We start from the raw sequence: 21326 nt of genomic DNA, 5'->3' as shown, positions 1-21326 counted from the left end.
GGTTATCCCTTCACTGCGCCGGACGTCAAGCCCGCCACGATACGTCGTTGGAAGAAGAGCACGAAAATGATGATCGGGATCGTGATGACGACTGCTGCCGCCGCGATCGATCCCGTTGGCTCCTCGAACTGAGAGCTACCGGTGAACTGCGAGATGGCCGCCGGGACGGTGACCGAACGTTCCGTCGCCGTCAACGAGATGGCGAGCAGAAGGTCGTTCCAGGCGAAGATGAACACCAGAATGGCGGCGGTGACGATGCCGGGTGCGGCCAGCGGGGCGATGACCTTGCGGAACGCCTGTGCCGGCGTCGCGCCGTCCATCTTCGCTGCCTTCTCGAGCTCCCACGGAATCTCGCGGAAGAACGCCGACAGGGTGTAGATCGCCAACGGCAACGCGAAGGTGATGTACGGAATGATCAGCCCCGGCCAGGTGTCGAACAGTCCCAGCGAGCGGGAGATGTCGAACAGCGGTGTCACCAGGGAGATCTGGGGGAACATCGCAATGAGCAGTGCGGCACCGACCAGAGCCTTCTTTCCCGGAAAGTCCAGACGCGCAACGGCATACGCGGCCATCGTGCCGATCACCACGGCGATCACGGTGGTGATCAGTCCGATACCGATCGAGTTGACCAACGCCGAGGTGAACTGATTGGTCGAGAAGATGCCCTTGTAGTTGTCGAAGGTGATCGAACGAGGAATGAAGTTGCCGTCGGCGATGGTGGCCGTCGACTTGAACGAGAGGCTGATGATCCACAGCAGTGGAACGAGTGCGTAGAGCAGGACGAGGACGTTGACGACCGTCCAACCGACCTTCTTGCGAGGCGTAACAGTGGTCATTACTTGCGGCCTCCGTCGTCGGATCCCGGTGCCGATGCACCGAACAACTTGATGAACACGAACGCGATGATCGCGACGCAGAAGAAGATCAGAATGCTGATCGCCGACCCGAGCCCGAGGTTGAACGCACCGAACAGGTTGTTGTAACCGAGAATCGAGACCGATCCGGTTTCGTTGCTACCGCGGGTGAGGACGTAGATGTTGTCGAAGATGCGGAACGCGTCGAGGGTGCGGAAGAGCACCGCGACGAGAATCGCCGGCTTCATCAACGGAATCGTGATGCGCATCAGCCTGGTCCACGCACCCGCTCCGTCGACCTCGGCCGCCTTGAGCAGATCGTCGGGCACCAGCGCCAGGCCTGCCAGAAGAAGCAGCGCCATGAACGGCGTCGTCTTCCAGACCTCGGCCAGTACGACGATCGCCAGTGACGGGAACTGCTCGGTGAGCGGAGCACTACCGTCGGGCAGCAGATTGGCGAGATAGCCCGTGCCGGGGGTCCACGCGTAGTACCAGCTGTACGCGGCGGCGACGGTCACGATGCCGTACGGGATGAGCACCACGGTGCGTACGAGTCCGCGACCGAAGATGGTGCGGTGCATGACCAGAGCCACGGCCAGGCCGAGGATGAACTCGATGATCACCGAGATGATCGTGATGCCGGCCGTGACGCTGAACGCCGTCCACCAGTAGCCGTCGGACAGCACGGTCACGTAGTTGGAGAGGCCGACGAATTCACGATCCTCGGGGAATGCGAGGTTGTACTTCTGCAGACTGAGCCAGAACGCGTAGATGATCGGATACCCGGTGACCGCGATCATCAGCAGGGCGGCGGGTGCGATGAGCATCAGCCCCAGGCGACGTTCGGCCTTCTTGCCGTCGGAGACGTTCTTCAGAGCCGCCTGCTTGTCGACAGGCTGCGATGCGGGCTGTGACTCGGTGGTGGCGCTCATGGAATCAACCCTTCGGAATTGACGGCCTTGGAGACCAGATCTGCGAGCTTGTCCACGTCGGCCACCGGATCGATGTTCTGCGGCGGGTTGAGCGCATCGGTCAGCAGAATCGAAATGCTCTGGTAGGCAGGCGAAACGGGACGCACAGCCGCAGATTCGATGGAACCGAGAACCCCTTCCCACGCGGGATAGACGGCCTGGAACTCGGGATCGGAGTACAGCGACTTCAGCACCGGCGGCACACCACCGTTGACGGCGTTGTTGCGCTGGTTCTCCTCGTTGGTGAGGCACTCGACGGCCTCCCACGCGAGATCCTCGTGCTGAGTGGTCTTCGCGACGCCGATGTTGAAGCCACCGATGGTGACCTTCGCGGGCTCGCCCGGGTTCACCTCCGGATACGGGGCGCTACGGAAGACCTCGGCGATGCGTGCGTCCTGCTGATCCTCGGGCACCGTCGACAGGTCGAGGAACGAGACGGCACCGGCAACGGCGTTCTCCTTCAACCCGGGCAGCACGAACGGGTAGTTGACCTGGAATGCCATCCGTCCCGATTCCATGCCGAGGCGGGCAGTTGCCTCGTCGCTCTGCGAGACCGAGGGATCGCGGCCGTCGGCCGTGGCCACTCGCTTGATGATCTCGAGGGCTTTCTCGGTGGCGGCGCGATGCTCGGGAGTGTCGTTCAGCGTCACCGTCGTTCCGTCCTCGGCGACGACCGAACCACCAGCGCTCTCGAGCAGCGAGTTGAACCAGACCATGAAGCCCTCGTACTGCTTTGCCTGAACGCCGATCTGTGCGGGCTTGCCCGCCGCCGCATTGGCCTCGGCCACGTCGATCAGCTGATCCCACGTCTGCGGCGGCACTCCGTCGGGCACCTCGTCCGGGCGGTACCAGAGCAACTGGGTGTTGGAGTTGAGCGGCACCGCGTACAGCTGATCCTGCCACTCTGCCGTGGCGAGTGGGCCCTCGAGCGTGGCACCGTCGCGCAGCTTCTCGGACAGGTCCTCCGGGACGGGCAATGCCCATCCGGCCTCGGCGAACTCGGCCGTCCAGACGACGTCGAGTGTCATCAGATCCAGCGTCCTGTCGTTGCCGGCGAGGCGCCGCGCGAGCTGGAGCCGCTGATCGTTGGCGCTCTTGGGCAGAGTCCGTTGCTCCACTCGGTAGCGGCCGTTGGAGGCGTCGGAACACACCTGTGCCGCAGCGGCGTACTGCTCTGCGCCGTCTGCGGCAGTGTAGAAACTCAGAACCGGAACCGAACTGTCGGACGAACCACACGCTGCGAGCAACGGACTCGTGACCAGAGCCGCTGCCGCCAACACCCCTATCCTCGTTGCTTTTCCACGCCTACGACCACGATGTCTCGGCACTTTCCGCCTCCGTACGTTCAGTTACTCGCGCAGCACATTGTGTGGGACTGCCGTGCACGAAAGAAACGTAACCGAACTCACTGGCATAGAGGGCGATTTGGGGCTATTCCGTTACCTGTCGGTTGCCTGGTCGTCCACCAGGTGTGATCAGATCGACAGTTTGGCGAGCAGGTCGCGTGCTTTCTCCGCGGTTCGCGGCTCGCAGATGACGTCGTATCGGCCCGCGACCAACTGCATGCTCGACGCGAAATCTCGCTGTCCCTTGGTGGCCGCGTACGGAATGGACGCCGAGATCAACCCGAAGATGATGCCACCGCCGACGCCGATGAGCAGCGCTCCGAAGATGTTCTCACTGAAGATGCCGAGGACCAGGCCGAGGAAGACTCCCAGCCAGGCACCCGAAACAATGCCTCCACCAATGACTTTGGGCCAGGTGAGGCGGCCGAGCACGCGCTCGACCTGCATCAGGTCGACACCGACGATCGTCACGTCCTGCACCGAGAACTCTTCGTCGGAGAGGTAGTCGACGGCGCGCTGCGCCTCGGCGTAGGTGGGGTAGGAACCGATAGGCCAGCCGGAGGGCGGAGTCGGCAGACCCTGCCCTGGGCGACCGGGCTGCGAGAGGGGATTGGTCATGGCTCCATTGTGCCCCGAAACGGACACTCGGCACACCCGTTGTAGCGGTTCACAGCAGGTTGACGGTCGGTCAGGGCGCGGGCGGCACGAAGGCGGTCGTCCGTGTCATTCCCGCCGCACGTCCCTTCGCCGAGACGACGAGCGCCATCTTGCGGCTCGCCTCGTCGATCATCTCGTCGCCCAACATCACTGCGCCGCGACCGCCGCCCGCCGCGGAGGTGTGGAACTCGTACGCGTCGAGAATCATCTCGGCCTTGTCGTAGTCGGCCTGACGCGGCGCGAAGATCTCGTTGGCGGCCTCGATCTGCGTCGGATGCAGCACCCACTTGCCGTCGAAACCGAGGCCTGCCGTCCGGCCCGCCGCCCGGCGAAAGGCGTCGAGATCGCGTATCTGAAGATACGGACCGTCGATCGCCTGCAGACCGTGTGTTCGGGCAGCGAGCAGGATGGTCATCAGAATGTGGTGGTAGGCGTCGCCCGTGTCGTAACCGACCGGCTGCTCGCCGACGACCAGGGTGCGCATGTTGACGCTGGCCATCAGGTCTGCGGGACCGAACACCAGGGTTTGCACCCGCGGGCTCGCGGTCGCGATCTCGTCGATGTTGCGCAGACTGCGGGCGCTCTCGATCTGCGGCTCGATCCCGATCGCACCGACGTCGAGTCCGTGCTCTTTCTCGAGCTGGGTGAGCAGCAGATCCAACGCCTGCACGTGCGCGGCGCACTCCACCTTCGGCAGCAGGATGGCGTCGAGATTGCGTCCGGCACCGGACACGACGTCGATGACGTCCCCGTACGTCCACTGCGTCGTCCAGTCGTTGACGCGCACCACCTTGATCTGATCGCCCCAGCCATCGGAGTTCAGAGCATCGACGATGCGCGCGCGGGCCTCGACTTTCGCGATGGGCGCGACGGCGTCTTCGAGATCGAGGAAGATCGCGTCGGCAGGCAGTCCCTTGGCCTTGGCGATCATCTTGTCCGAACTGCCCGGAACGGCCAGCACCGATCTCCGTAGGCCCGACGCATTCACCGCAGCACAACCCCTGTCTGATTCATCGTCTGTATCGCCCAACCTCTAACCTTGCCATCATGGCAGCACTGAGCAAGGTATTCGCGGCCAGGCTCGCCGGCCTGGGCGTCCTGGGCCCCGACGGCGAATCCATCGGCCGAGTTCGCGACGTGGTCATCTCGATGCGGGTCGGCAGAGCGCAACCCAGAGTCCTCGGCCTCGTGGTCGAATTGGCAACGCGCCGAAGAATTTTCGTACCGATGCTCAGAGTCACCAGTATCGAGCCCAACTCGGTTCAACTCACCACCGGCAACGTCAGTCTGCGGCGATTCACCCAGCGCGCGAACGAGATCCTGGTGTTCGCCCAGATCCTCGACTCCAAGGTGCGCGTCGACGACCCCGAACTCGACGAGCTGCACGACGCCGATTCCATCGTCGTCGATCTGGGTATCGAGCTCACCCGAACGCGGGACTGGGTCGTCGCGCGAGTAGCCGTACGCAAACAACGTCAGCGCCTGGCGCGCCGCGGTGCCATCCATGTCGTGGACTGGCTGCACGTGCAGGGACTCACGCAGAACGAACTGTCGATGCCCGATCAGGGTGTGGCACAGCTGCTCATGCAGTTCGAGGACCTGCGAGCGGCCGACGTCGCCAACGCGATGCGCGAGCTTCCCGTCAAACGACGCATGGAAGTGGCGCGGGCCCTCGACGACGAACGGCTCGCCGACGTCGTCCAGGAACTGCCCGACGACGATCAGGTGGAGCTGATGCACTACCTCGGCGTCGACCGCGGTGCCGACGTGCTCGAGGCCATGGACCCCGACGACGCCGCCGACCTCCTCGGAGAGCTGCCCGAGACCGAAGCGGAATCGCTTCTGCGACTGATGGATCCGGAGGACTCCGCACCCGTCCGACGGCTGCTCGAGCACTCCCCCGACACCGCCGGTGGTCTGATGACCCCCGAGCCCGTCGTACTCACCGCATCGACGACGGTGGCCGAGGCGCTCGCCCGGGTACGCAACCCCGACCTGACGCCCGCGCTCGCCTCACTGGTGTTCGTGGTGCGGCCGCCCACCGCCACTCCCACCGGGCCGTACCTCGGCTGCGTACATCTGCAGCAGTTACTTCGAGAACCCCCGGCGAGTCTGGTCGGCGGCGTGGTGGACAGCGCCCTGCCGCGCTTGTCGCCCGAGGACAGCCTCACCGCCGTCACGCGATACTTCGCGACGTACAACCTCGTCTGCGGCCCGGTGGTCGACGACGAGGACCACCTGGTCGGGGCCGTGACCGTGGACGACGTCCTCGATCACCTGCTGCCCGAGGACTGGCGAGATCAGGAAGTGGCCGGACAGTGAAAGAAACAGCACGCCAGAGAATGGACACTCCGCGCGGATCGCGGATGTTCAACGTCAACGTCGATTTCGACCTCGGCAGGTCGGGCGAGAAGGCCGCGAGGTTCCTCGGTACCGGCCGCTACCTGGCGATCCAGACGGGCATCGTGATCGTCTGGATCTTCCTCAACGTCGTGGCGGTCAACCTTCGGTGGGACCCGTATCCCTTCATCCTGCTCAACCTCGCGTTCTCGACCCAGGCCGCGTACGCGGCTCCGCTGATTCTGCTGGCCCAGAATCGGCAGGACGACCGAGACCGCGTCTCGCTCGAGGAGGACCGTTCTCGCGCACAACAGACGAAAGCCGACACCGAGTTCCTCGCTCGCGAGTTGGCATCGCTGCGGATCGCGGTCGGCGAGGTCGCCACCCGCGACTACCTGCGCCGCGAACTCGACGAGATCAAGGCGCTCCTCGAGCAGGCGACGGGCCAGCCCACAGCGGCTCCGAAGAAAGCACGGAAGAAGGCCGCCGCCAGGGTGCAGGACGACGCGGGCACCCCGGAGGTCTCGGACCTCGATACGTAGCGGCTCGCTCTGTAACGGCCCGATAACGGAACAGTCTCGAATCAGGTACCCTCGATCCCGGTCATCAGGTCGGGCCCCGGTTGTCATCCGGGGAAATCAGGAGGTACAGCACGCGTGGGTCGTCACAGAAAAGCATCGACTTCCAAGGTTCGACGGAACTCGGTGATTGCTCTGGCAGGTCTCGTCCCCGCAGGACTCGTCACCGCCGCCACCAGCGCCGGAGCCACGGAATACATTCCGTTCGTCTCGGCCAAGACCACCACGGCCGCCCAGGAATCGAACTCCGTGGTGGAGACTCCGCAGCCGATCGCCCAGGACCAGCAGGCGCAGCCGGTGGCTCAGGCCGAGCAGCCGGTGCCCGCCGCGGTCCCCGCACCCGCGCCGATTCCCGAGATCCCGCCCACACCCGAGCTGCCCACCAACCTCGCCGTCAGCCCCATCGCCATCCCGGTCGTCAACGTCTCGGCGTACAAGAACGCCGAGCGGATCCTGGCCCAGCAGCAACCCGGCTGCGGCATCGGCTGGACCGTCATCGCCGGCATCGGCCGCGTCGAATCCACCCATGCCAACAACGGCAAGGTCGACGACTCGGGCGAACTGCACGAACCCATCCTCGGCCCCCGGCTGAACGGCACACTGGCCGGCAACCAGGTGATTCGTGACACCGACGGCGGGGCGCTCGACGGCGATGCCGAATACGACCGCGCAGTGGGACCCATGCAGTTCCTGCCCTCGACGTGGAACCTCTATCACGCCGACGGCAACGGCGACGGAGTCTCCGACCCCCAGAACCTGTTCGACGCAGCCCTGGCCACCGGCATGTACCTGTGCGACAACGGCACCGACATGCGCGATCTGGGATCGACCACCAAAGCGATCCTGCGCTACAACAATTCGATGGCCTATGTGGCGAACGTGCTCGCATGGTCGGCCGGCTACGCCACCGGCATCGTCCCGTCCTCGGACCAGCTGCCCCGCATTCACTGACATCGCGCCCGCGCCTGCCCTGCTGTCCATCGGCGCACAACCCACCGCCTAGCATGAGGCAATGGCTGTACTGACCGAATCCGACGTTCGGACCGCACTCACGAAGGTGATCGACCCCGAGATCCGCAAACCCATCACCGACCTCGGGATGGTCAAGAGCATCGACATCTCCGACGACGGCGCGGTCGGCGTCGGCATCTATCTGACCACTTCCGGCTGCCCGATGAAGACCGAAATCAGCGATCGCGTGAAGAACGCCGTCGCCGACGTCGCCGGCGTGGGCACCGTGACGGTCGAACTCGACGTCATGAACGACGAGCAGCGCACCGAGCTCCGCAAATCTCTGCGCGGCGATTCCGCGGAGCCGATCATTCCCTTCGCGCAACCCGGATCCCTGACGCGCGTGTACGCGGTGGCGTCGGGCAAGGGCGGCGTGGGCAAGTCCAGCGTGACGGTCAATCTCGCCGCGTCACTGACCGCCCGTGGGCTGTCGGTCGGCGTGCTCGACGCCGACATCTACGGTCACTCCGTGCCCCGGATGCTCGGAAACGACGCGCGGCCGACGCAGGTCGAGAAGATGATCATGCCGCCGCAGGCGCACGGAGTGAAGTTCATCTCGATCGCGCAGTTCACCCAGGGCAACACCCCCGTCGTCTGGCGCGGGCCGATGCTGCACCGCGCACTGCAGCAGTTCCTCGCCGATGTCTTCTGGGGCGATCTGGACGTACTGCTGCTCGATCTCCCGCCCGGCACCGGTGACGTGGCGATCTCTGTCGCCCAACTCATTCCGAGTGCCGAGATCCTCGTCGTCACGACCCCGCAGCAGGCCGCGGCCGAGGTGGCCGAACGAGCGGGCGCAATTGCATTGCAGACGCGTCAGCGCGTGGCAGGCGTCGTGGAGAACATGTCGTGGCTCGAACTGCCCGACGGTACCCGGATGGACATCTTCGGATCCGGTGGCGGACAGGACGTATCCGACAGACTGACCAAGGCAGTGGGTGCCAGCGTGCCTCTGCTGGGTCAGATCCCCCTCGACACCGCCGTCCGAGAAGGCGGAGACGCCGGCACTCCGATCGTACTGAGCAACCCGGAATCGCCTGCAGCACAAGCACTCGAAGCCGTGGCAGCGAAATTGGCAGTCCGTGAACGCGGACTGGTCGGCATGTCACTCGGAATCGACTCGGCGCGCAAGCTCTAGACACGCGTGGCAGCCGGCCTGGCTCACGGCCCCCACCCAGCTGTGGATCAATGTGGCTTTGTTGCACTCAGAGTGACTGAATCCCGCATTGATCCGAATGGGCGTGGTCGGGAGCGGCGACCGAGGATTCAGGCTTACGTGGCGTCGGCGTCGATCGGCGGGGTATCGCCTGCAGACAGTTTCGGCTCGTTCTTGCTCATCGACACCCCACTGCGTGCGGTTCCGGCCTGTGGAGTCGGTCCGCCCACGTTCTTCGGCTTGGTCTCGAAGGGCTTGCCCTTGAAGGTGTCGTCGAGTGGGTTCTTGAAGACCGAGTCGTCACCGTCGAGCAGGTGTTTGGTGATCACCGCGCGCGGGGTCATGCCCCGGAGCTGGTTGAGATCGGCAAGCGGCTTGCGAAGGTCCTCGAAGTCGGTGCCGAGCTCGTCCTTGAGCTGTTGGCTCGCGCCGTTGGCGTAATCCTTGACCTGCCGGATCGACTTGGACACCCAGCTGATGGCGCCGGGGAGGCGATCGGGGCCGAGGATCACGAGAGCTGCTACGAGGAGAATGACGAGCTCTCCCCAACCGATGTTGCCGAACACGCCTGCCAGCCTACGTCGTCAGTCCGAAACCGGCGTGACGGAGAGGTCCACCAGCCGTCCCGACCGGACGAGTTGCACCGGAACCGACTCCCCGATCGTCGTGGCCTGCACGGCGACGACCAGTTCGTCGGCGTTACCCACGGTGCGGTCGCCGACCTTCGTGATGACGTCTCCCTCGACGATGCCCGCTTCCTGAGCAGGCCCGCCCGAGCGCACGTTGGCCACTTCTGCCCCGGCGGAGGTGTCGTTGATGACCGATCGGGCGTTGACGCCGAAGTCGGGATGACGCATGACGCCGTCCCGAATGAGACTCTGCGTCACCTCGGTGACCTCGTCGACGGGGATCGCGAAGCCGAGGCCGACCGATCCGCCGCTCTCGCTTCGGATGGCCGAGTTGATGCCGATCACGCGGCCCTCGAAGTCGATGAGCGGACCGCCGGAGTTGCCGGGGTTGATGGCGGCGTCGGTCTGCACGGCATCGATGACGGCGTTGGTATCGGTGCCTTCACCCGACAGCGCCACGGGCCGATCGAGCGCGCTGACGATGCCGGAGGTGACGGTCTTGTTCAATCCCAGCGGCGAGCCGACCGCGATCACGTCCTGCCCGACGCGAACGTCGTCGGAACGACCGAGTTCGGCGACGGTGAGGTTGCCGACATCGGTCTTGAGGACGGCGAGGTCGGTCTTGGTGTCGCGGCCGACGATGTCGGCGGGCACCTTGGTGCCGTCGGAGAAGGTCACTTCGAGTGTCGAGTTCTCCGGGTCGGATGCCGCCAGGGAGATCACGTGGTTGTTCGTCACGATGTAGCCGGCACCGTCGATGACGACGCCCGAGCCGGTGCCGCCGGTCTCGCCGAGCGTCACCTGGATCGAGACGACGGACGGCAGGACGGCGTCGGCGACGTTGCTGATCTGTCCGCGCGGGATGTCGTCGCCGCTGGACTGGGTCAGCGTCACTTTTTGGCTGGTCAACGCGCCCGTCACCTCGGCGGTGAGGCGACCGAACAGCCCGCCTACCAATCCGATGACGAGTGCGAGAACACCGAGTACGACGAGAGCTCGGACGGACACAGACCGACCGAACAGCACGTCTCGCACACCGAGTTTGGTGCCCGGTGGAAGAACGGGAGGGGGCGGGGAATCGAGCGCCGCGCTGCCGAGGGAGACCCGAGAGGTGGGGTCGCGCCACGGATCGGCCGGAGCCGACGGGGCGGTGTCGCTCTCGTCCACGGCGTTCGGGTCTCGTTGCAGTGATTCATGGGCATCGTTCGGGCGACCGAAGGCCTCGGCGAGGACAGGATCGGGTGGGCGCACCGATACGCGCGAGGGAAGTTCGTCGCCGGGCCTACGAGGAGAGAAGGAACCGTCCACGTCGTCGGGACGTCCGAACACCGAGGCCGACACCGGATCGACGGAGGGTCGATACAGCGGACGCGGTGGCAACCGAGGACCTTCCGGACCGGTCCCTGCGGCCTCGGAATCTGCCGGATCGGTGCCTGCGGTCTCGGTGCTGGTCGAATTCGATGTCACGCGTCCGGTTACCCCTCGCATACGTCGGTGTGAGAGTTCAGTATCACTCGAGCGGTCGGCGCGGCTCGATGCAGGTGAGAAGAGTCGGGCACCGTCAGCGTCGTCGACGGCGGACGTCGGCTACCGCGGACATGAAGGTTCGCTTGGTGTGGGACGGCCGATCCTCGCCCGCGCAGGACGGTATCTGGCTGAGCAGACCGAGCAGTGAATGCGGCATCGACATCTCCCCTGCTCCGCGCAGGGCCTTGCGCGCCTGCTGCTGGGCCTCGACCTCGGCGGCGCACTCGGGGCATTCGGACAGATGGTCGGCTGCACGGAGATAAGCGGGCATTCGCAACTCGCCGTCGACGTACGCCGCGACGGCCTCACTGGCCAGATGTTCGGTGGAGCTGAATTGCTTCGGCTTGCGCGCCTGCGTCATCCAACCCTCCTCGTAGCTAGTGGACACTTGCGTGACCGGAGTCGACCTTCCCGTGCACTCGAAGGTACTCGCGTAGCGCCTGGCGTCCACGGTGAATGCGACTGCGAACCGTTCCGAGCTTGACGCCCAGTGTCGCACCGATCTCTTCGTAGGACAGTCCTTCGATGTCGCACAGCACGATTGCGGCGCGGAACTCGGGTGCCAGCGAGTCGAGCGCGGACTGCAGATCGGGATCGAGGCGGGCATCGTGGTAGATCTGCTCGGGGTTGGGTCGGTCGGAGGGGACGCGGTCGTAATCCTCGGGAAGCGCTTCCATACGGATGCGGCTGCGACGGCGAACCATGTCCAGGAAGAGGTTGGTGGTGATGCGGTGCAGCCACCCCTCGAACGTGCCCGGCTGGTAGTTCGACAGGGAGCGGAACACGCGAATGAAGGTGTCCTGCGTCAGGTCCTCGGCGTCCTGAGCGTTGCCGGACAGACGGTAGGCCAGTCGGTAGACGCGGTCGCCGTGTTCGCGAACCAGTTCGTCCCAGGACGGCATGGTGGAGTCCTCGCCGGTCGCATCGAACACTGCGGTGCCGCTGAGGTCGTCGGGCGCGGGTACGGACTCGGGTAGACGCGCGGTGTCGCGATCGCCGTTGATCTTGTAAATAGTTGGATCCTCCTGCTCAGGACTGCGTACGTCCTTCTGATTCAACCGACGACTACCCTCGGATGTTCCAGCTCACACTTCGCAATCGAGATGGACCTTCGATTCCTCCATAGCCTGACGGACCCGCGTGTGGGTCCGGTATGAAACAGCTGAGGCGCACCTGAGAATGTGTGCGTGAGAATGTGCCCTGGGCACGATAGCCTCGGGGCGTGCCGACCAACGCCGAGAAGATGCTCGCCTACGCCGAAGACTCCGCCCAGGAGGACGAGGTTCTGATCGCAGCCAGAGAGCGAGCCGTCGACCTCGGTGCCGCCCCGGTACCGCCGTCGGTCGGAGCGATTCTGTCCATCTTCACCCAGATGCTCGGCGCGAAGACCGTCGTCGAAATCGGAACCGGCGCAGGCATCAGCGGCTTGTGGCTGCTCGACGGGATGCGCGCGGACGGCGTTCTCACCACCATCGACACCGAACCGGAGCACCAGCGCGCGGCCCGAGAAGCGTTCCGCGCGGGGGGAATAGCGCCCTCACGTACCCGGCTGATCAACGGTTGGGCGTTGGACGTGCTCCCCCGGTTGGCCGACGACACCTACGACTTGGTGTTCATCGACGCCAGTCCGGCCGACCATCCGCACTTCGTAGCCGAGAGCGTTCGACTGCTGCGCCCCGGCGGAGTTCTGGTGCTGCACAACGCGTTGCTCGGCGGACGGGTCGCCGATCCCACTCAGCGCGACGCCACCGCTGTTGCAGTCCGTTCCGCTGCCCGGGCCATCGCCGAGGACGACCGTCTGACGACGGTGCTGCTGCCCTTGGGCGACGGGTTGATCTGCGCGTCGAGAGCGTGAGCGGCTGCGCCGCATGTGAGCGGTAACTCGTAGCGGGTTACGAATTACCGTTCACATGCCGCAGGCTCTAGATCCAGACGCCCTTGCCGACGGAGACGACTCCACCGGCACTGACGTTGAAGCGCTCGCGATCGCGTTCGTGGTCGACGCCGATGATCTCGCCGTCGCCCACCACGACGTTCTTGTCCAGGATCGCGTGCCGCACGACGGCACCCTTGCCGATCCGGACGCCGGGCATCAGGACGCTGCCCTCGACCGTCGCGCCGCTGTCGATCATGACGTTGGAGCTGAGCACCGAGTTGCGGACCGTGGCCGCGGACAGGATGCACCCGGCACCGACGACCGACTCCTGAGCCAAGCCGCCCTGGACGAACTTGGCGGGCGGCAGGTTCTCGGCCGATCCGCGGATGGGCCAGCGGCGGTTGTACAGGTTGAAGATGGGGTGCACCGACACGAGGTCCATGTGGGCGTCGTAGAAGGCATCGATGGTGCCCACGTCTCGCCAGTAGCCGCGGTCGCGCTCGGTGGCACCGGGCACGACGTTGTCGTTGAAGTCGTAGACCGAGGCGACGCCCGCTTCGACGAGCGCCGGAATGATGTCGCCGCCCATGTCGTGGTCGGAGTCGACGTTCTCGGAGTCGGCTTTGATGGCGTCGACGAGCACCTTGGTGGTGAACACGTAGTTACCCATGGACGCATAGGTGACGTCCGGGTCGTCCGGGGTGCCGGGCGGCTGCGCCGGCTTCTCGAGGAACTGGGTGATCTTGCCGTTCTCGTCCGAATCGATGCACCCGAACGCGAAGGCCTCGCTACGCGGAACCCGGATGCCCGCGACGGTGACGCCCGCGCCGGAGTCGATGTGCTGCTGCACCATCTGCTCCGGATCCATCCGGTACACGTGGTCGGCTCCGAAGACCACGATGTACTCGGGGTCCTCGTCGTACACCAGGTTCAGCGACTGGAAGATCGCGTCGGCGCTGCCGGTGTACCACCGGGGTCCGAGACGCTGCTGCGCGGGAACCGGAGTGATGTACTCCCCGGCGAATCCGGACAGCCGCCACGTCTGCGAGATGTGGCGGTCCAGTGAATGGGACTTGTACTGGGTGAGCACGCAGAGCCGGAGGTAACCGGCGTTGACGAGATTGCTCAGCACGAAGTCGATGAGTCGGTAGGCGCCCCCGAAGGGAACTGCCGGCTTGGCTCGGTCCGCGGTCATCGGGTAAAGACGCTTACCCTCGCCGCCGGCAAGCACGATCCCTAGTACGTGCGGTTGTGTCCTCACCCACTCAACCTATCCGCACCGAGAGAACCTTGCGAGCAGTACACGCACAACTGCTGGGGAATGTAGGTTCGTTCACGTGCGCGTAGCAATGATGACCAAGGAATATCCCCCGGAGATCTACGGTGGCGCAGGAGTTCATGTCACCGAGTTGTCCGCGCAGCTGAAGTCGCTGTGCGACGTGGACATCCACTGTATGGGCGCGCCCCGCGACACTGCGCAGGTGCACGACCCGGATCCCGCGCTCGCCGGAGCCAACGCTGCGTTGACGACGTTGTCGGCCGAGCTGCGGATGGCGAACGCCGCCGCAGGCGCGGACGTGGTGCATTCGCACACCTGGTACACCGGTCTCGCCGGTCATCTGGCAGCAGAGTTGTACGACGTCCCCCACATCCTCACCGCGCACTCCCTCGAGCCGCGTCGGCCGTGGAAGGCCGAGCAACTCGGCGGCGGCTACCGCATCTCGTCGTGGTCGGAGCGCAATGCCGTGGAGTACGCCGACGCGGTCATCGCCGTCAGCGAGGGCATGGCAAAAGATGTGCTCGACGCCTATCCGCGACTCGATCCGAGCCGGGTTCATGTGGTGCGCAACGGAATCGACACCCAGCGGTGGTTCGCCGATCACGGCACCTCGACCCTGGACGAGATCGGCGTCGATCGAAGCAAGCCGATCGTCGCGTTCGTCGGACGCATCACCCGGCAGAAGGGCGTCGGGCACCTCATCGCAGCAGCCCACCACTTCGACCCGTCGATCCAGCTCGTCCTGTGTGCAGGCGCGCCCGATACACCGGAGATCGCCGCGGAGACCGAGCGCGCGGTGGCGTCGCTCGCCGAGCAGCGCAGCGGCATGTTCTGGGTCAAGGACATGCTGCCCACCGACAAGATTCGCGAGATTCTCACGGCAGCAGCAGTGTTCGTCTGCCCCTCTGTGTACGAGCCACTCGGCATCGTCAACCTCGAGGCGATGGCCTGCGAAACCGCCGTGGTGGCTTCGGATGTCGGCGGCATCCCCGAGGTCGTCGACGAGGGCCGCACCGGACGCCTGGTGCACTACAACTCCTACGAACCCGACGCTTTCGAGCGAACCCTCGCCGACACCGTCAACGAGGTCGCCCTCGACCCCACGCTCGCAACAGCGATGGGCACGGCAGGCCGCGAGCGCGCAGTCGCCGAGTTCTCCTGGGCCTCGATCGCGAAGCAGACTCTCGCCGTCTACAACGACGCGCTGGCACGGCGCCGCTGATCGGGACGACTCAGCGATTCGCCCTGCGATAGGTCGACACAGTCACCGACGCGGTGACCTCGGTGACGTCCGGTAGCTCACCCAGGGCAGCGGACCGAGCGTCGTGGTCACCGTGGCGCGACGACGGGCCCATGCCGATCAGCGCTTCGATATCGTTGTGCGAGAGCATCATCGAATAGTCGAGCGCAGACTCCGCCACCGGCTCGAACAGGCCGGACAACGATTCGCCGAGCCGGCGGGTCTTGTCCTCGGCGACGCCGATGAGTCCCAGTGGGCCCCGCAGTTCACGCTGATGTCGCATCGTGGGCGTGACGACGACCAACACTCCGTCGTCGACGAGGACTCGGTTCAGCTCGCCGGCGTTGCGTGGGGCGAACACGCACGTCACCGCGGACAGGGCACCCGACCGCACCGGAAGTCCACTCCAGATGTCCGCGACCACGGACCCCAGCCTGGGGTGGGATCGTGCGGCGCGCCTGGCCGCGAACTTCGATACGTCGACGCCTATCCCCCGGGCATCGGGGCGGGCGTCGAGAACAGCCGCGAGGTAGTGACCGGTTCCGACTCCAACGTCGAGCACCACCTCGCTGTCCACCGGGACACCCGCCGAGACCGCTGCGGCGATCGGGTCGAAATGCCCCTTCTCAAGGAACACGTCGCGTGCCGCGATCATCTCGGCCGAGTCGCCGGCGAACTTGCCGCCGTCACCGGTGAGCAGACTGACGTAACCCTGCCGGGCCACGTCGAACGAATGCCCTCGATCGCACCACAGCGTCCGATCCGTGTCGCCTACACCGAGTCCGGAGTCGACCTCGCGCACTCGGCACTGCGGACACAACAGCACGTCCACGACATCGGTCAGCATCGAGCACCTCTTTCACACCGGCACGCACACCCCTGGAAACAACACAAAGCCCCGCTTGCCGGTACGGCCAGCGGGGCTGAGCGATGATCGATCGACAGGGCGATCAGCCGGTGACACCCTTCAGTTCGTCACCGAGTGCCGCGGCCTCGTCGGGGGTCAATTCGACGACCAGGCGGCCGCCCCCCTCGAGCGGGACACGCATGACGATTCCTCGTCCCTCTTTGGTTGCTTCGAGGGGACCGTCCCCGGTCCGGGGCTTCATCGCCGCCATCCTCTGCTCCCTCCAGATCTGCGCCCACCAACTCGGCGCCTCGGCCTAAAAGATAAATTCGTCGCGGGGCGACGGGTGTTGACTCCTATTCTTCCCTATCGACCTCGATACCGGGAAACGGAGTCGGTATTCGTGACCTGCACCCAGCACTCCGACAGGTGATCGTCGACCATTCCGGTGGCCTGCATCAGGGCGTAGGCGGTTGTCGGACCGACGAACCGCAGACCACGCCGCTTGAGCTCCTTGGCCATGGCTGTGGACTCGGGAGTCGAGGCGGGCACTTCGGAGAACTCGGTCAGGCGCGCCGGCCTGGGTTTCGGCGCGAAGGACCACAGCAGGGTGTCGAGGTCGGTGTCGTGGAGATCGACGACGGCGCGCGCGTTGTTCACCGCTGCCTCGATCTTGAGCCGATTGCGCACGATGGACGCGTCGTTCATCAACCGATCCACATCGGCCTCGTCGAACCGGGCCACCTGCTCCGGATCGAAACCGGCGAATGCGGTGCGGAAACTCTCGCGCTTGCGCAGGATCGTGATCCACGCCAGACCCGATTGGAACGCTTCGAGACACAGTCGCTCGTAGAGCTCGTTGCGCCCGTGAAGCGGCTGCCCCCACTCGACGTCGTGGTAATCCCGATACACAGAGTCGTCGGTGGCACCCCACGGGCAGCGGAGCTTGCCGTCCGGTCCGGCGACAGCACTCATTGCCCGTCCGGCTCGGATGCGGCCGACTGCGGGGTACCCGAGGACTGCGCGGCCGACAATCGCGAACGAAGCATGTCGATCTCGCCGCCGAGTCTCTCCAGTGCCCAGTCGACCTCACTGGGCTTGTAACCCCGCAGGCTCTGCTGGAACTTCAGCGCGCGCACGTCGGCACCGGTGACGCCCTCCGCGGGCAGAACGGTCGCGGTGGTTCCCTCGGGCAACGGGCCCAGTTCCTCACCGCGACCGAACACCGCCGACGCCACGAAGAACAGTGCAGCAGCGACGACGGCAATGACGACGACGTAGATCAGCAGCGTCAACATGCCTCGATCTTGTCACGACCGCCCGACACGACTATTTCAGCGAGTTCATCGCCGGTCGATCCAACAACGACACCTCGGTCGAGAACGGCTCGAACGAGTCACCGTCGACGCGGAACTGCAGAAGACCGGCACCGGAATCGACCATCCCGCAGCGGTTGAGCATCGTCCCGACGATCTGTCGGCTCATCGCCCCGAGTTCGACCAGCGGGCGGTTGCGGTGCTTGCGCACTCCCAGATTCACCTGGCCGATCGCCCCCAGCCCGAGCCTGTCGTAGGTATCGAGCAACAGCCCGATCTCCACTCCGTAGCCGGGCGCGAACGGCACCGCGGACAGAAGCTCACGCGTACCGGCGTACTCGCCCCCGAGGGGCTGAATGACCCCGGTCAGCTCGGGCCGCAACGCAGCGAGCAGCGGCCGTGCCACCAGCTCGGTGACGCGTCCACCGCCGTTGGCGTCCTCGGTTCCGCTGGTCCGCAACGGACGGCGGTAGTAACCCTTGACGAGGTGGATGCCGTCGCCCATCAGCAGGGGGCCGAGCAACTTGGGTACGAACGCCGGATCGGGGTTGATCAGGTCGGAGTCGACGAACGCGATGAGGTCACCGGTCGACGCAGCCACCGATCGCCACAGCACCTCGCCCTTGCCTGGTACCGGGTCGATCCCTGGTACCGCTTCTTCTCTGCTGATGACCCGTGCACCGGCCGCCGTCGCGCGCACAGCCGTTTCGTCGGTGGAACCGGAGTCCAACACGATCAGCTCGTCGACGAGACCGCCGAGCAACGGGTGGATCGTGTCGATGACGGCGGCGACCGTCTGTTCCTCGTTGAGCGCCGGGAGTACCACCGACACCGTTCGGCCCGCTTTGGCGGCCTCGAGTTCGGCGACGGTCCATTGCGGGGTGTCCCAGCTGTTGGTCTCGGACCACGCCCTGGTGACGTCCGTTCGATCTGCGAGTGTCATGCCAGACCCCTGACCGTCCGCGCCGGGGTTCTCAGACCCTGGATCGCTGCCACCATGTCGACGACTCTTCTGGTCGACGCAACTTCGTGAACCCGGAACATTCGGGCTCCGCCTGCTGCGGCCAATGCTGTCGCTGCCAATGTTCCCTCCAACCGGTCGGCGAGCTCTACCCCTAGAGTCTCGCCTACGAAGTCCTTGTTGCTCAGCGCCATGAGCACAGGCCACCCGGTGTTTACAAGATCGTCCACGCGACGCAACAACTCGAGCCCGTGATAGGTGTTTTTCCCGAAATCGTGCGTCGGATCGATGAGAATCGAATCCTTTTTCACCCCCTCCGCGACGGCGTTCTCCGCGGCGGCGGTGACTTCGGCGATCACGTCGGCCACCACATCGGTGTACCGAACACGATGCGGGCGCGTACGGGGCACCGCCCCGCCGGTGTGCGAGCAGACGATGCCGACACCTTCGGCGGCAGCGACGCGCACCAGCTCCGGATCGGCCCCGGCCCACGTGTCGTTGATCAGATCCGCGCCGACGCCACAGGCCAGTCGAGCGACCTCGCTGCGCCAGGTGTCCACACTGATCAGCAGCTCCGGATACGCGTCCCGGATGGCCTCGACGAACGGAACGACACGGCGAATCTCCTCCTCGGCGTCGACGATGGCGCCGGGGCCGGCCTTCACACCGCCGATGTCGATCATGTCGGCACCCTCCGCGACGGCCCGGTGCACCGACGCCATCGCGGCGTCGTCGGAAAAGTTCGCACCCCCGTCGTAGAACGAATCGGGGGTGCGATTGACGATCGCCATGACCAATGCGCGATCGTCGGCGACCGGTTTGCCGCAGAGAGTGCTCATGAAATCAATAGTGGCACGTGGGCATATTTCGAGTGCTCAGCCCTTGGGTGCCTTGCCTGCGGCGACCTCGGCCACGTAACCGTCGTACGCCTTCTCGTAGCCACCGGACTTGCCACGCAGCACGTACAGGTCGCTGTCGCTGTCCTCTTCGTAGCCGAGCTTTCGCAGGGCCACCTTCTGGCTCTTGAACGTCGACGTCTGCTCGAGGCTCTCGACGACCCTGACGAAGAGGGGCACCGCGTACGTCGGGAGCTTGTCGTAGAGGTGCTCGGCCATCGTCTTGCCGTCGAAGGTCTCGCCTTCGCGCAGCGTCACCGCAGCCATGCCTGCTTTGCCGTCGGTTCCCTCGATGTCGACGCCGTACACGACGGCACCGTCGATCGACGAGTGCCCACCCAGGGCTCCCTCGACCTGTGTGGTCGCGACGTTCTCGCCCTTCCAGCGGAAGGTGTCACCGAGGCGGTCGACGAACGCGACGTGCATGAAGCCCTGCTTGCGGACCAGGTCGCCGGTGTCGAACCAAGCGTCGCCGTCCTTGAATCCGTCGCGCACCAGCTTCTTCTCGGTGGCCTTGTCGTCGGAGTAGCCGTCGAACGGTGCTCGGTCGGTGACCTTGGACAGCAGCAGTCCGACCTCGCCGTTGCCGACCTTGCGGAGCTTGCCGTCCTGGCCGCGCTTGGCCTTGCCGGACTCCTCGTCGTACTGGACGACGGCGTACGGCAACGGGCAGACGCCTGCGGTCTTCTTCATGTTCAGGGCGTTGATGAATGCGATGTTGCACTCGCTGGCACCGTAGAACTCGGCAACGCGGGAGATGCCGAATCGCTGGGTGAACTCTTCCCAGATCTCCGGGCGCAGTCCGTTGCCGACGATCAGCTTGACCGAGTTGTCCCGATCGGAAGGCTTCTCCGGCTGTGTCAGCAGGTAGCGGCACAGCTCACCGATGTAGGTGAACGCGGTGGCCTTGTTGAGCCGGATGTCGTCCCAGAAGTTGCTCACCGAGAACTGCTTGCCGATGGCCATCGTCGCGCCGCCTGCGAGCACCGAGGACAGCGTCACCGTCAGCGCATTGTTGTGGTAGAGCGGCAGGCAGCAGTAGATGACGTCGTTGCTGCGCAGCCGCACACCCATGTTGCCCAGACCGGACATCGACTTGAGCCAGCGGAAGTGGCTCATCAGGCTGGCCTTCGGCATGCCGGTGGTGCCCGAGGTGAAGATGTAGAACGCCTTCTCCTTGGCCTGGATCTCGGCGGTGACCTTCGGATTGGCCGTCGACGCCGTCGCCGCGAGCTCGGCCAGCTTCTTCAGCGGCAGTACTGCTCCGACCTTCGGCTCCCCGTCGAGCGAATCGAGAGCTTCCTGTGCGCTCTCGTCCAGCACGAGGACCTTCGCGTCGAGAATGCCGAGGCTGTGCTCGAGCACGTCACCGCGCTGGTTGTAGTTCAGCATTCCCGCCGTGGCACCGAGCTTGACGGTAGCGAGCGCGGCGAACAGTGCCTCCGGCCTGTTCTTGCTGAGAATGCCGACGACGTCGCCGCGCTTCACCCCGTGGTCCGCGAACACCGCCGCGTACTGGTTGACGAGTTCGTTCGCGTCCCGATAGGTGATCGATTCGCCCTCGAACCGCACGAACGGACGGTCGCTGTTCTTCGCGGCGGCGTCCTGGAAGACCTGACCGATCGACGCTTTGTGGTCGGGCTTGCGGGTGAATCCCGCCAGGCCCTTGAGCAGACTAGGCACCTCCGTCACCATTTTCGGCAACGCGACCGCGAGGTCGGTCACTCCAATTTTCTGACGGGCATCGACAGCCATGAACTCCCCTTTGAAGACGATGTGAGATTTCTTACCCTACTTGAGAGTAACAACTTTGAGCATCTCACTTCGTGGCCGCGCTTGGTG

The 21326-nt window shown here is 65.2% G+C and carries 23 protein-coding genes; 6 read left to right on the top strand and 17 right to left on the bottom strand.

Features of this window, described 5'->3' with window-relative positions; genetic code table 11:
• Positions 1–2: 2 nt before the first annotated feature.
• From CH291_RS16555 to CH291_RS16535, 5 genes are all read right to left on the bottom strand, one after another.
• Positions 3–836: a carbohydrate ABC transporter permease gene (locus CH291_RS16555; protein WP_032375916.1), complete on the bottom strand. Its 834-nt coding sequence runs from the start codon at positions 834–836 to the stop codon at positions 3–5.
• On the bottom strand, positions 836–1786 hold the full coding sequence (locus CH291_RS16550; protein ID WP_037191569.1) for a carbohydrate ABC transporter permease: 951 nt from the start codon (positions 1784–1786) through the stop codon (positions 836–838). The genes CH291_RS16555 and CH291_RS16550 overlap by 1 nt, the downstream gene beginning before the upstream one ends.
• Positions 1783–3105, bottom strand: a complete 1323-nt coding sequence (locus tag CH291_RS16545) for an ABC transporter substrate-binding protein (protein WP_094688034.1) — start codon at positions 3103–3105, stop codon at positions 1783–1785. The genes CH291_RS16550 and CH291_RS16545 overlap by 4 nt, the downstream gene beginning before the upstream one ends.
• A gap of 195 nt (positions 3106–3300) precedes the next feature.
• Positions 3301–3789, bottom strand: coding sequence for a general stress protein (locus tag CH291_RS16540; protein WP_057475533.1), 489 nt, complete (start codon positions 3787–3789; stop codon positions 3301–3303).
• 70 nt (positions 3790–3859) lie between these two features.
• Positions 3860–4816, bottom strand: a complete 957-nt coding sequence (locus CH291_RS16535; RefSeq protein ID WP_094641295.1) for an HpcH/HpaI aldolase/citrate lyase family protein — start codon at positions 4814–4816, stop codon at positions 3860–3862.
• 59 nt (positions 4817–4875) lie between these two features.
• Between CH291_RS16535 and CH291_RS16530 the strand changes: the two genes are divergently transcribed.
• The 4 genes from CH291_RS16530 (at position 4876) to CH291_RS16515 (ending at position 8895) form a co-directional block, all read left to right on the top strand.
• Entirely contained in the window at positions 4876–6150 is a 1275-nt protein-coding gene (locus CH291_RS16530) for a magnesium transporter MgtE N-terminal domain-containing protein (RefSeq protein ID WP_068053108.1), read from the top strand.
• Between the two features lie 20 nt (positions 6151–6170).
• A complete protein-coding gene (locus CH291_RS16525; RefSeq protein ID WP_068053104.1) occupies positions 6171–6710 on the top strand; it encodes a DUF1003 domain-containing protein in 540 nt (179 codons plus the stop codon).
• A gap of 114 nt (positions 6711–6824) precedes the next feature.
• Positions 6825–7697, top strand: coding sequence for a lytic transglycosylase domain-containing protein (locus CH291_RS16520; protein WP_068053102.1), 873 nt, complete (start codon positions 6825–6827; stop codon positions 7695–7697).
• 61 nt (positions 7698–7758) lie between these two features.
• Positions 7759–8895, top strand: a complete 1137-nt coding sequence (locus CH291_RS16515; RefSeq protein WP_068053099.1) for an Mrp/NBP35 family ATP-binding protein — start codon at positions 7759–7761, stop codon at positions 8893–8895.
• Positions 8896–9029: 134 nt separating this feature from the next.
• On the opposite strand, the gene tatB is transcribed toward CH291_RS16515, so the two are convergent.
• From tatB to sigE, 4 genes are all read right to left on the bottom strand, one after another.
• On the bottom strand, positions 9030–9479 hold the full coding sequence (gene tatB / locus CH291_RS16510; protein WP_094641293.1) for a Sec-independent protein translocase protein TatB: 450 nt from the start codon (positions 9477–9479) through the stop codon (positions 9030–9032).
• Positions 9480–9497: 18 nt separating this feature from the next.
• Complete coding sequence (locus CH291_RS16505; RefSeq protein ID WP_373455136.1) at positions 9498–11030, bottom strand: S1C family serine protease; 1533 nt, start codon at positions 11028–11030, stop codon at positions 9498–9500.
• A 73-nt stretch (positions 11031–11103) separates the two neighbouring features.
• Positions 11104–11430, bottom strand: a complete 327-nt coding sequence (locus CH291_RS16500; RefSeq protein WP_068053118.1) for an anti-sigma factor family protein — start codon at positions 11428–11430, stop codon at positions 11104–11106.
• A 16-nt stretch (positions 11431–11446) separates the two neighbouring features.
• Positions 11447–12073, bottom strand: coding sequence for an RNA polymerase sigma factor SigE (gene sigE, locus CH291_RS16495; RefSeq protein WP_052047749.1), 627 nt, complete (start codon positions 12071–12073; stop codon positions 11447–11449).
• A 239-nt stretch (positions 12074–12312) separates the two neighbouring features.
• Between sigE and CH291_RS16490 the strand changes: the two genes are divergently transcribed.
• Entirely contained in the window at positions 12313–12924 is a 612-nt protein-coding gene (locus CH291_RS16490) for an O-methyltransferase (protein WP_068053115.1), read from the top strand.
• A gap of 67 nt (positions 12925–12991) precedes the next feature.
• Here the strand turns inward: CH291_RS16490 and glgC are convergent, their stop codons facing one another.
• Entirely contained in the window at positions 12992–14206 is a 1215-nt protein-coding gene (glgC, locus tag CH291_RS16485) for a glucose-1-phosphate adenylyltransferase (protein WP_032394095.1), read from the bottom strand.
• Between the two features lie 76 nt (positions 14207–14282).
• Here glgC and glgA point away from each other — a divergent pair, with 76 nt between their 5' ends.
• Positions 14283–15446: a glycogen synthase gene (glgA, locus tag CH291_RS16480; protein ID WP_094688033.1), complete on the top strand. Its 1164-nt coding sequence runs from the start codon at positions 14283–14285 to the stop codon at positions 15444–15446.
• A 10-nt stretch (positions 15447–15456) separates the two neighbouring features.
• Here the strand turns inward: glgA and CH291_RS16475 are convergent, their stop codons facing one another.
• The 7 genes from CH291_RS16475 to CH291_RS16445 form a co-directional block, all read right to left on the bottom strand.
• Complete coding sequence (locus CH291_RS16475; protein ID WP_094688032.1) at positions 15457–16311, bottom strand: methyltransferase domain-containing protein; 855 nt, start codon at positions 16309–16311, stop codon at positions 15457–15459.
• Positions 16312–16414: 103 nt separating this feature from the next.
• Positions 16415–16582, bottom strand: coding sequence for a DUF3117 domain-containing protein (locus tag CH291_RS16470; RefSeq protein WP_008714277.1), 168 nt, complete (start codon positions 16580–16582; stop codon positions 16415–16417).
• Positions 16583–16677: 95 nt separating this feature from the next.
• Positions 16678–17286, bottom strand: coding sequence for a DNA-3-methyladenine glycosylase I (locus tag CH291_RS16465; RefSeq protein ID WP_094641287.1), 609 nt, complete (start codon positions 17284–17286; stop codon positions 16678–16680).
• Positions 17283–17609 carry a DivIVA domain-containing protein gene (locus CH291_RS16460; protein ID WP_068053083.1) on the bottom strand — a complete coding sequence of 109 codons (327 nt, stop codon included), beginning with the start codon at positions 17607–17609 and terminating at the stop codon, positions 17283–17285. Before CH291_RS16460 ends, CH291_RS16465 begins: the two co-directional genes overlap by 4 nt.
• A 31-nt stretch (positions 17610–17640) precedes the next feature.
• Entirely contained in the window at positions 17641–18570 is a 930-nt protein-coding gene (locus CH291_RS16455) for a glucosyl-3-phosphoglycerate synthase (protein WP_094668820.1), read from the bottom strand.
• A complete protein-coding gene (gene folP / locus CH291_RS16450; protein ID WP_094641281.1) occupies positions 18567–19427 on the bottom strand; it encodes a dihydropteroate synthase in 861 nt (286 codons plus the stop codon). The genes CH291_RS16455 and folP overlap by 4 nt, the downstream gene beginning before the upstream one ends.
• 36 nt (positions 19428–19463) lie before the next feature.
• Positions 19464–21239: a long-chain-acyl-CoA synthetase gene (locus tag CH291_RS16445; protein ID WP_068053074.1), complete on the bottom strand. Its 1776-nt coding sequence runs from the start codon at positions 21237–21239 to the stop codon at positions 19464–19466.
• Positions 21240–21326: the final 87 nt, after the last annotated feature.

It is taken from the genome of Rhodococcus sp. 14-1411-2a (genome assembly GCF_002259485.1).
Lineage (GTDB): Bacteria > Actinomycetota > Actinomycetes > Mycobacteriales > Mycobacteriaceae > Rhodococcoides.
The sequence above is the reverse complement of the archived record's forward strand: the minus strand, read 5'-3'. Positions and strand labels throughout refer to the sequence as shown.

Coding starts and splice junctions, on each gene's coding strand:
- CH291_RS16555 (WP_032375916.1), bottom strand. CDS start 836: ATGACCACTGTTACGCCTCGCAAGAAGGTCGGTTGGACGGTCGTCAAC.
- CH291_RS16550 (WP_037191569.1), bottom strand. CDS start 1,786: ATGAGCGCCACCACCGAGTCACAGCCCGCATCGCAGCCTGTCGACAAG.
- CH291_RS16540 (WP_057475533.1), bottom strand. CDS start 3,789: ATGACCAATCCCCTCTCGCAGCCCGGTCGCCCAGGGCAGGGTCTGCCG.
- CH291_RS16530 (WP_068053108.1), top strand. CDS start 4,876: ATGGCAGCACTGAGCAAGGTATTCGCGGCCAGGCTCGCCGGCCTGGGC.
- CH291_RS16525 (WP_068053104.1), top strand. CDS start 6,171: ATGGACACTCCGCGCGGATCGCGGATGTTCAACGTCAACGTCGATTTC.
- CH291_RS16515 (WP_068053099.1), top strand. CDS start 7,759: ATGGCTGTACTGACCGAATCCGACGTTCGGACCGCACTCACGAAGGTG.
- CH291_RS16505 (WP_373455136.1), bottom strand. CDS start 11,030: ATGCGAGGGGTAACCGGACGCGTGACATCGAATTCGACCAGCACCGAG.
- CH291_RS16500 (WP_068053118.1), bottom strand. CDS start 11,430: ATGACGCAGGCGCGCAAGCCGAAGCAATTCAGCTCCACCGAACATCTG.
- CH291_RS16490 (WP_068053115.1), top strand. CDS start 12,313: ATGCTCGCCTACGCCGAAGACTCCGCCCAGGAGGACGAGGTTCTGATC.
- CH291_RS16475 (WP_094688032.1), bottom strand. CDS start 16,311: ATGCTGACCGATGTCGTGGACGTGCTGTTGTGTCCGCAGTGCCGAGTG.
- CH291_RS16470 (WP_008714277.1), bottom strand. CDS start 16,582: ATGGCGGCGATGAAGCCCCGGACCGGGGACGGTCCCCTCGAAGCAACC.
- CH291_RS16465 (WP_094641287.1), bottom strand. CDS start 17,286: ATGAGTGCTGTCGCCGGACCGGACGGCAAGCTCCGCTGCCCGTGGGGT.
- CH291_RS16460 (WP_068053083.1), bottom strand. CDS start 17,609: ATGTTGACGCTGCTGATCTACGTCGTCGTCATTGCCGTCGTCGCTGCT.
- CH291_RS16455 (WP_094668820.1), bottom strand. CDS start 18,570: ATGACACTCGCAGATCGAACGGACGTCACCAGGGCGTGGTCCGAGACC.
- folP (WP_094641281.1), bottom strand. CDS start 19,427: ATGAGCACTCTCTGCGGCAAACCGGTCGCCGACGATCGCGCATTGGTC.
- CH291_RS16445 (WP_068053074.1), bottom strand. CDS start 21,239: ATGGCTGTCGATGCCCGTCAGAAAATTGGAGTGACCGACCTCGCGGTC.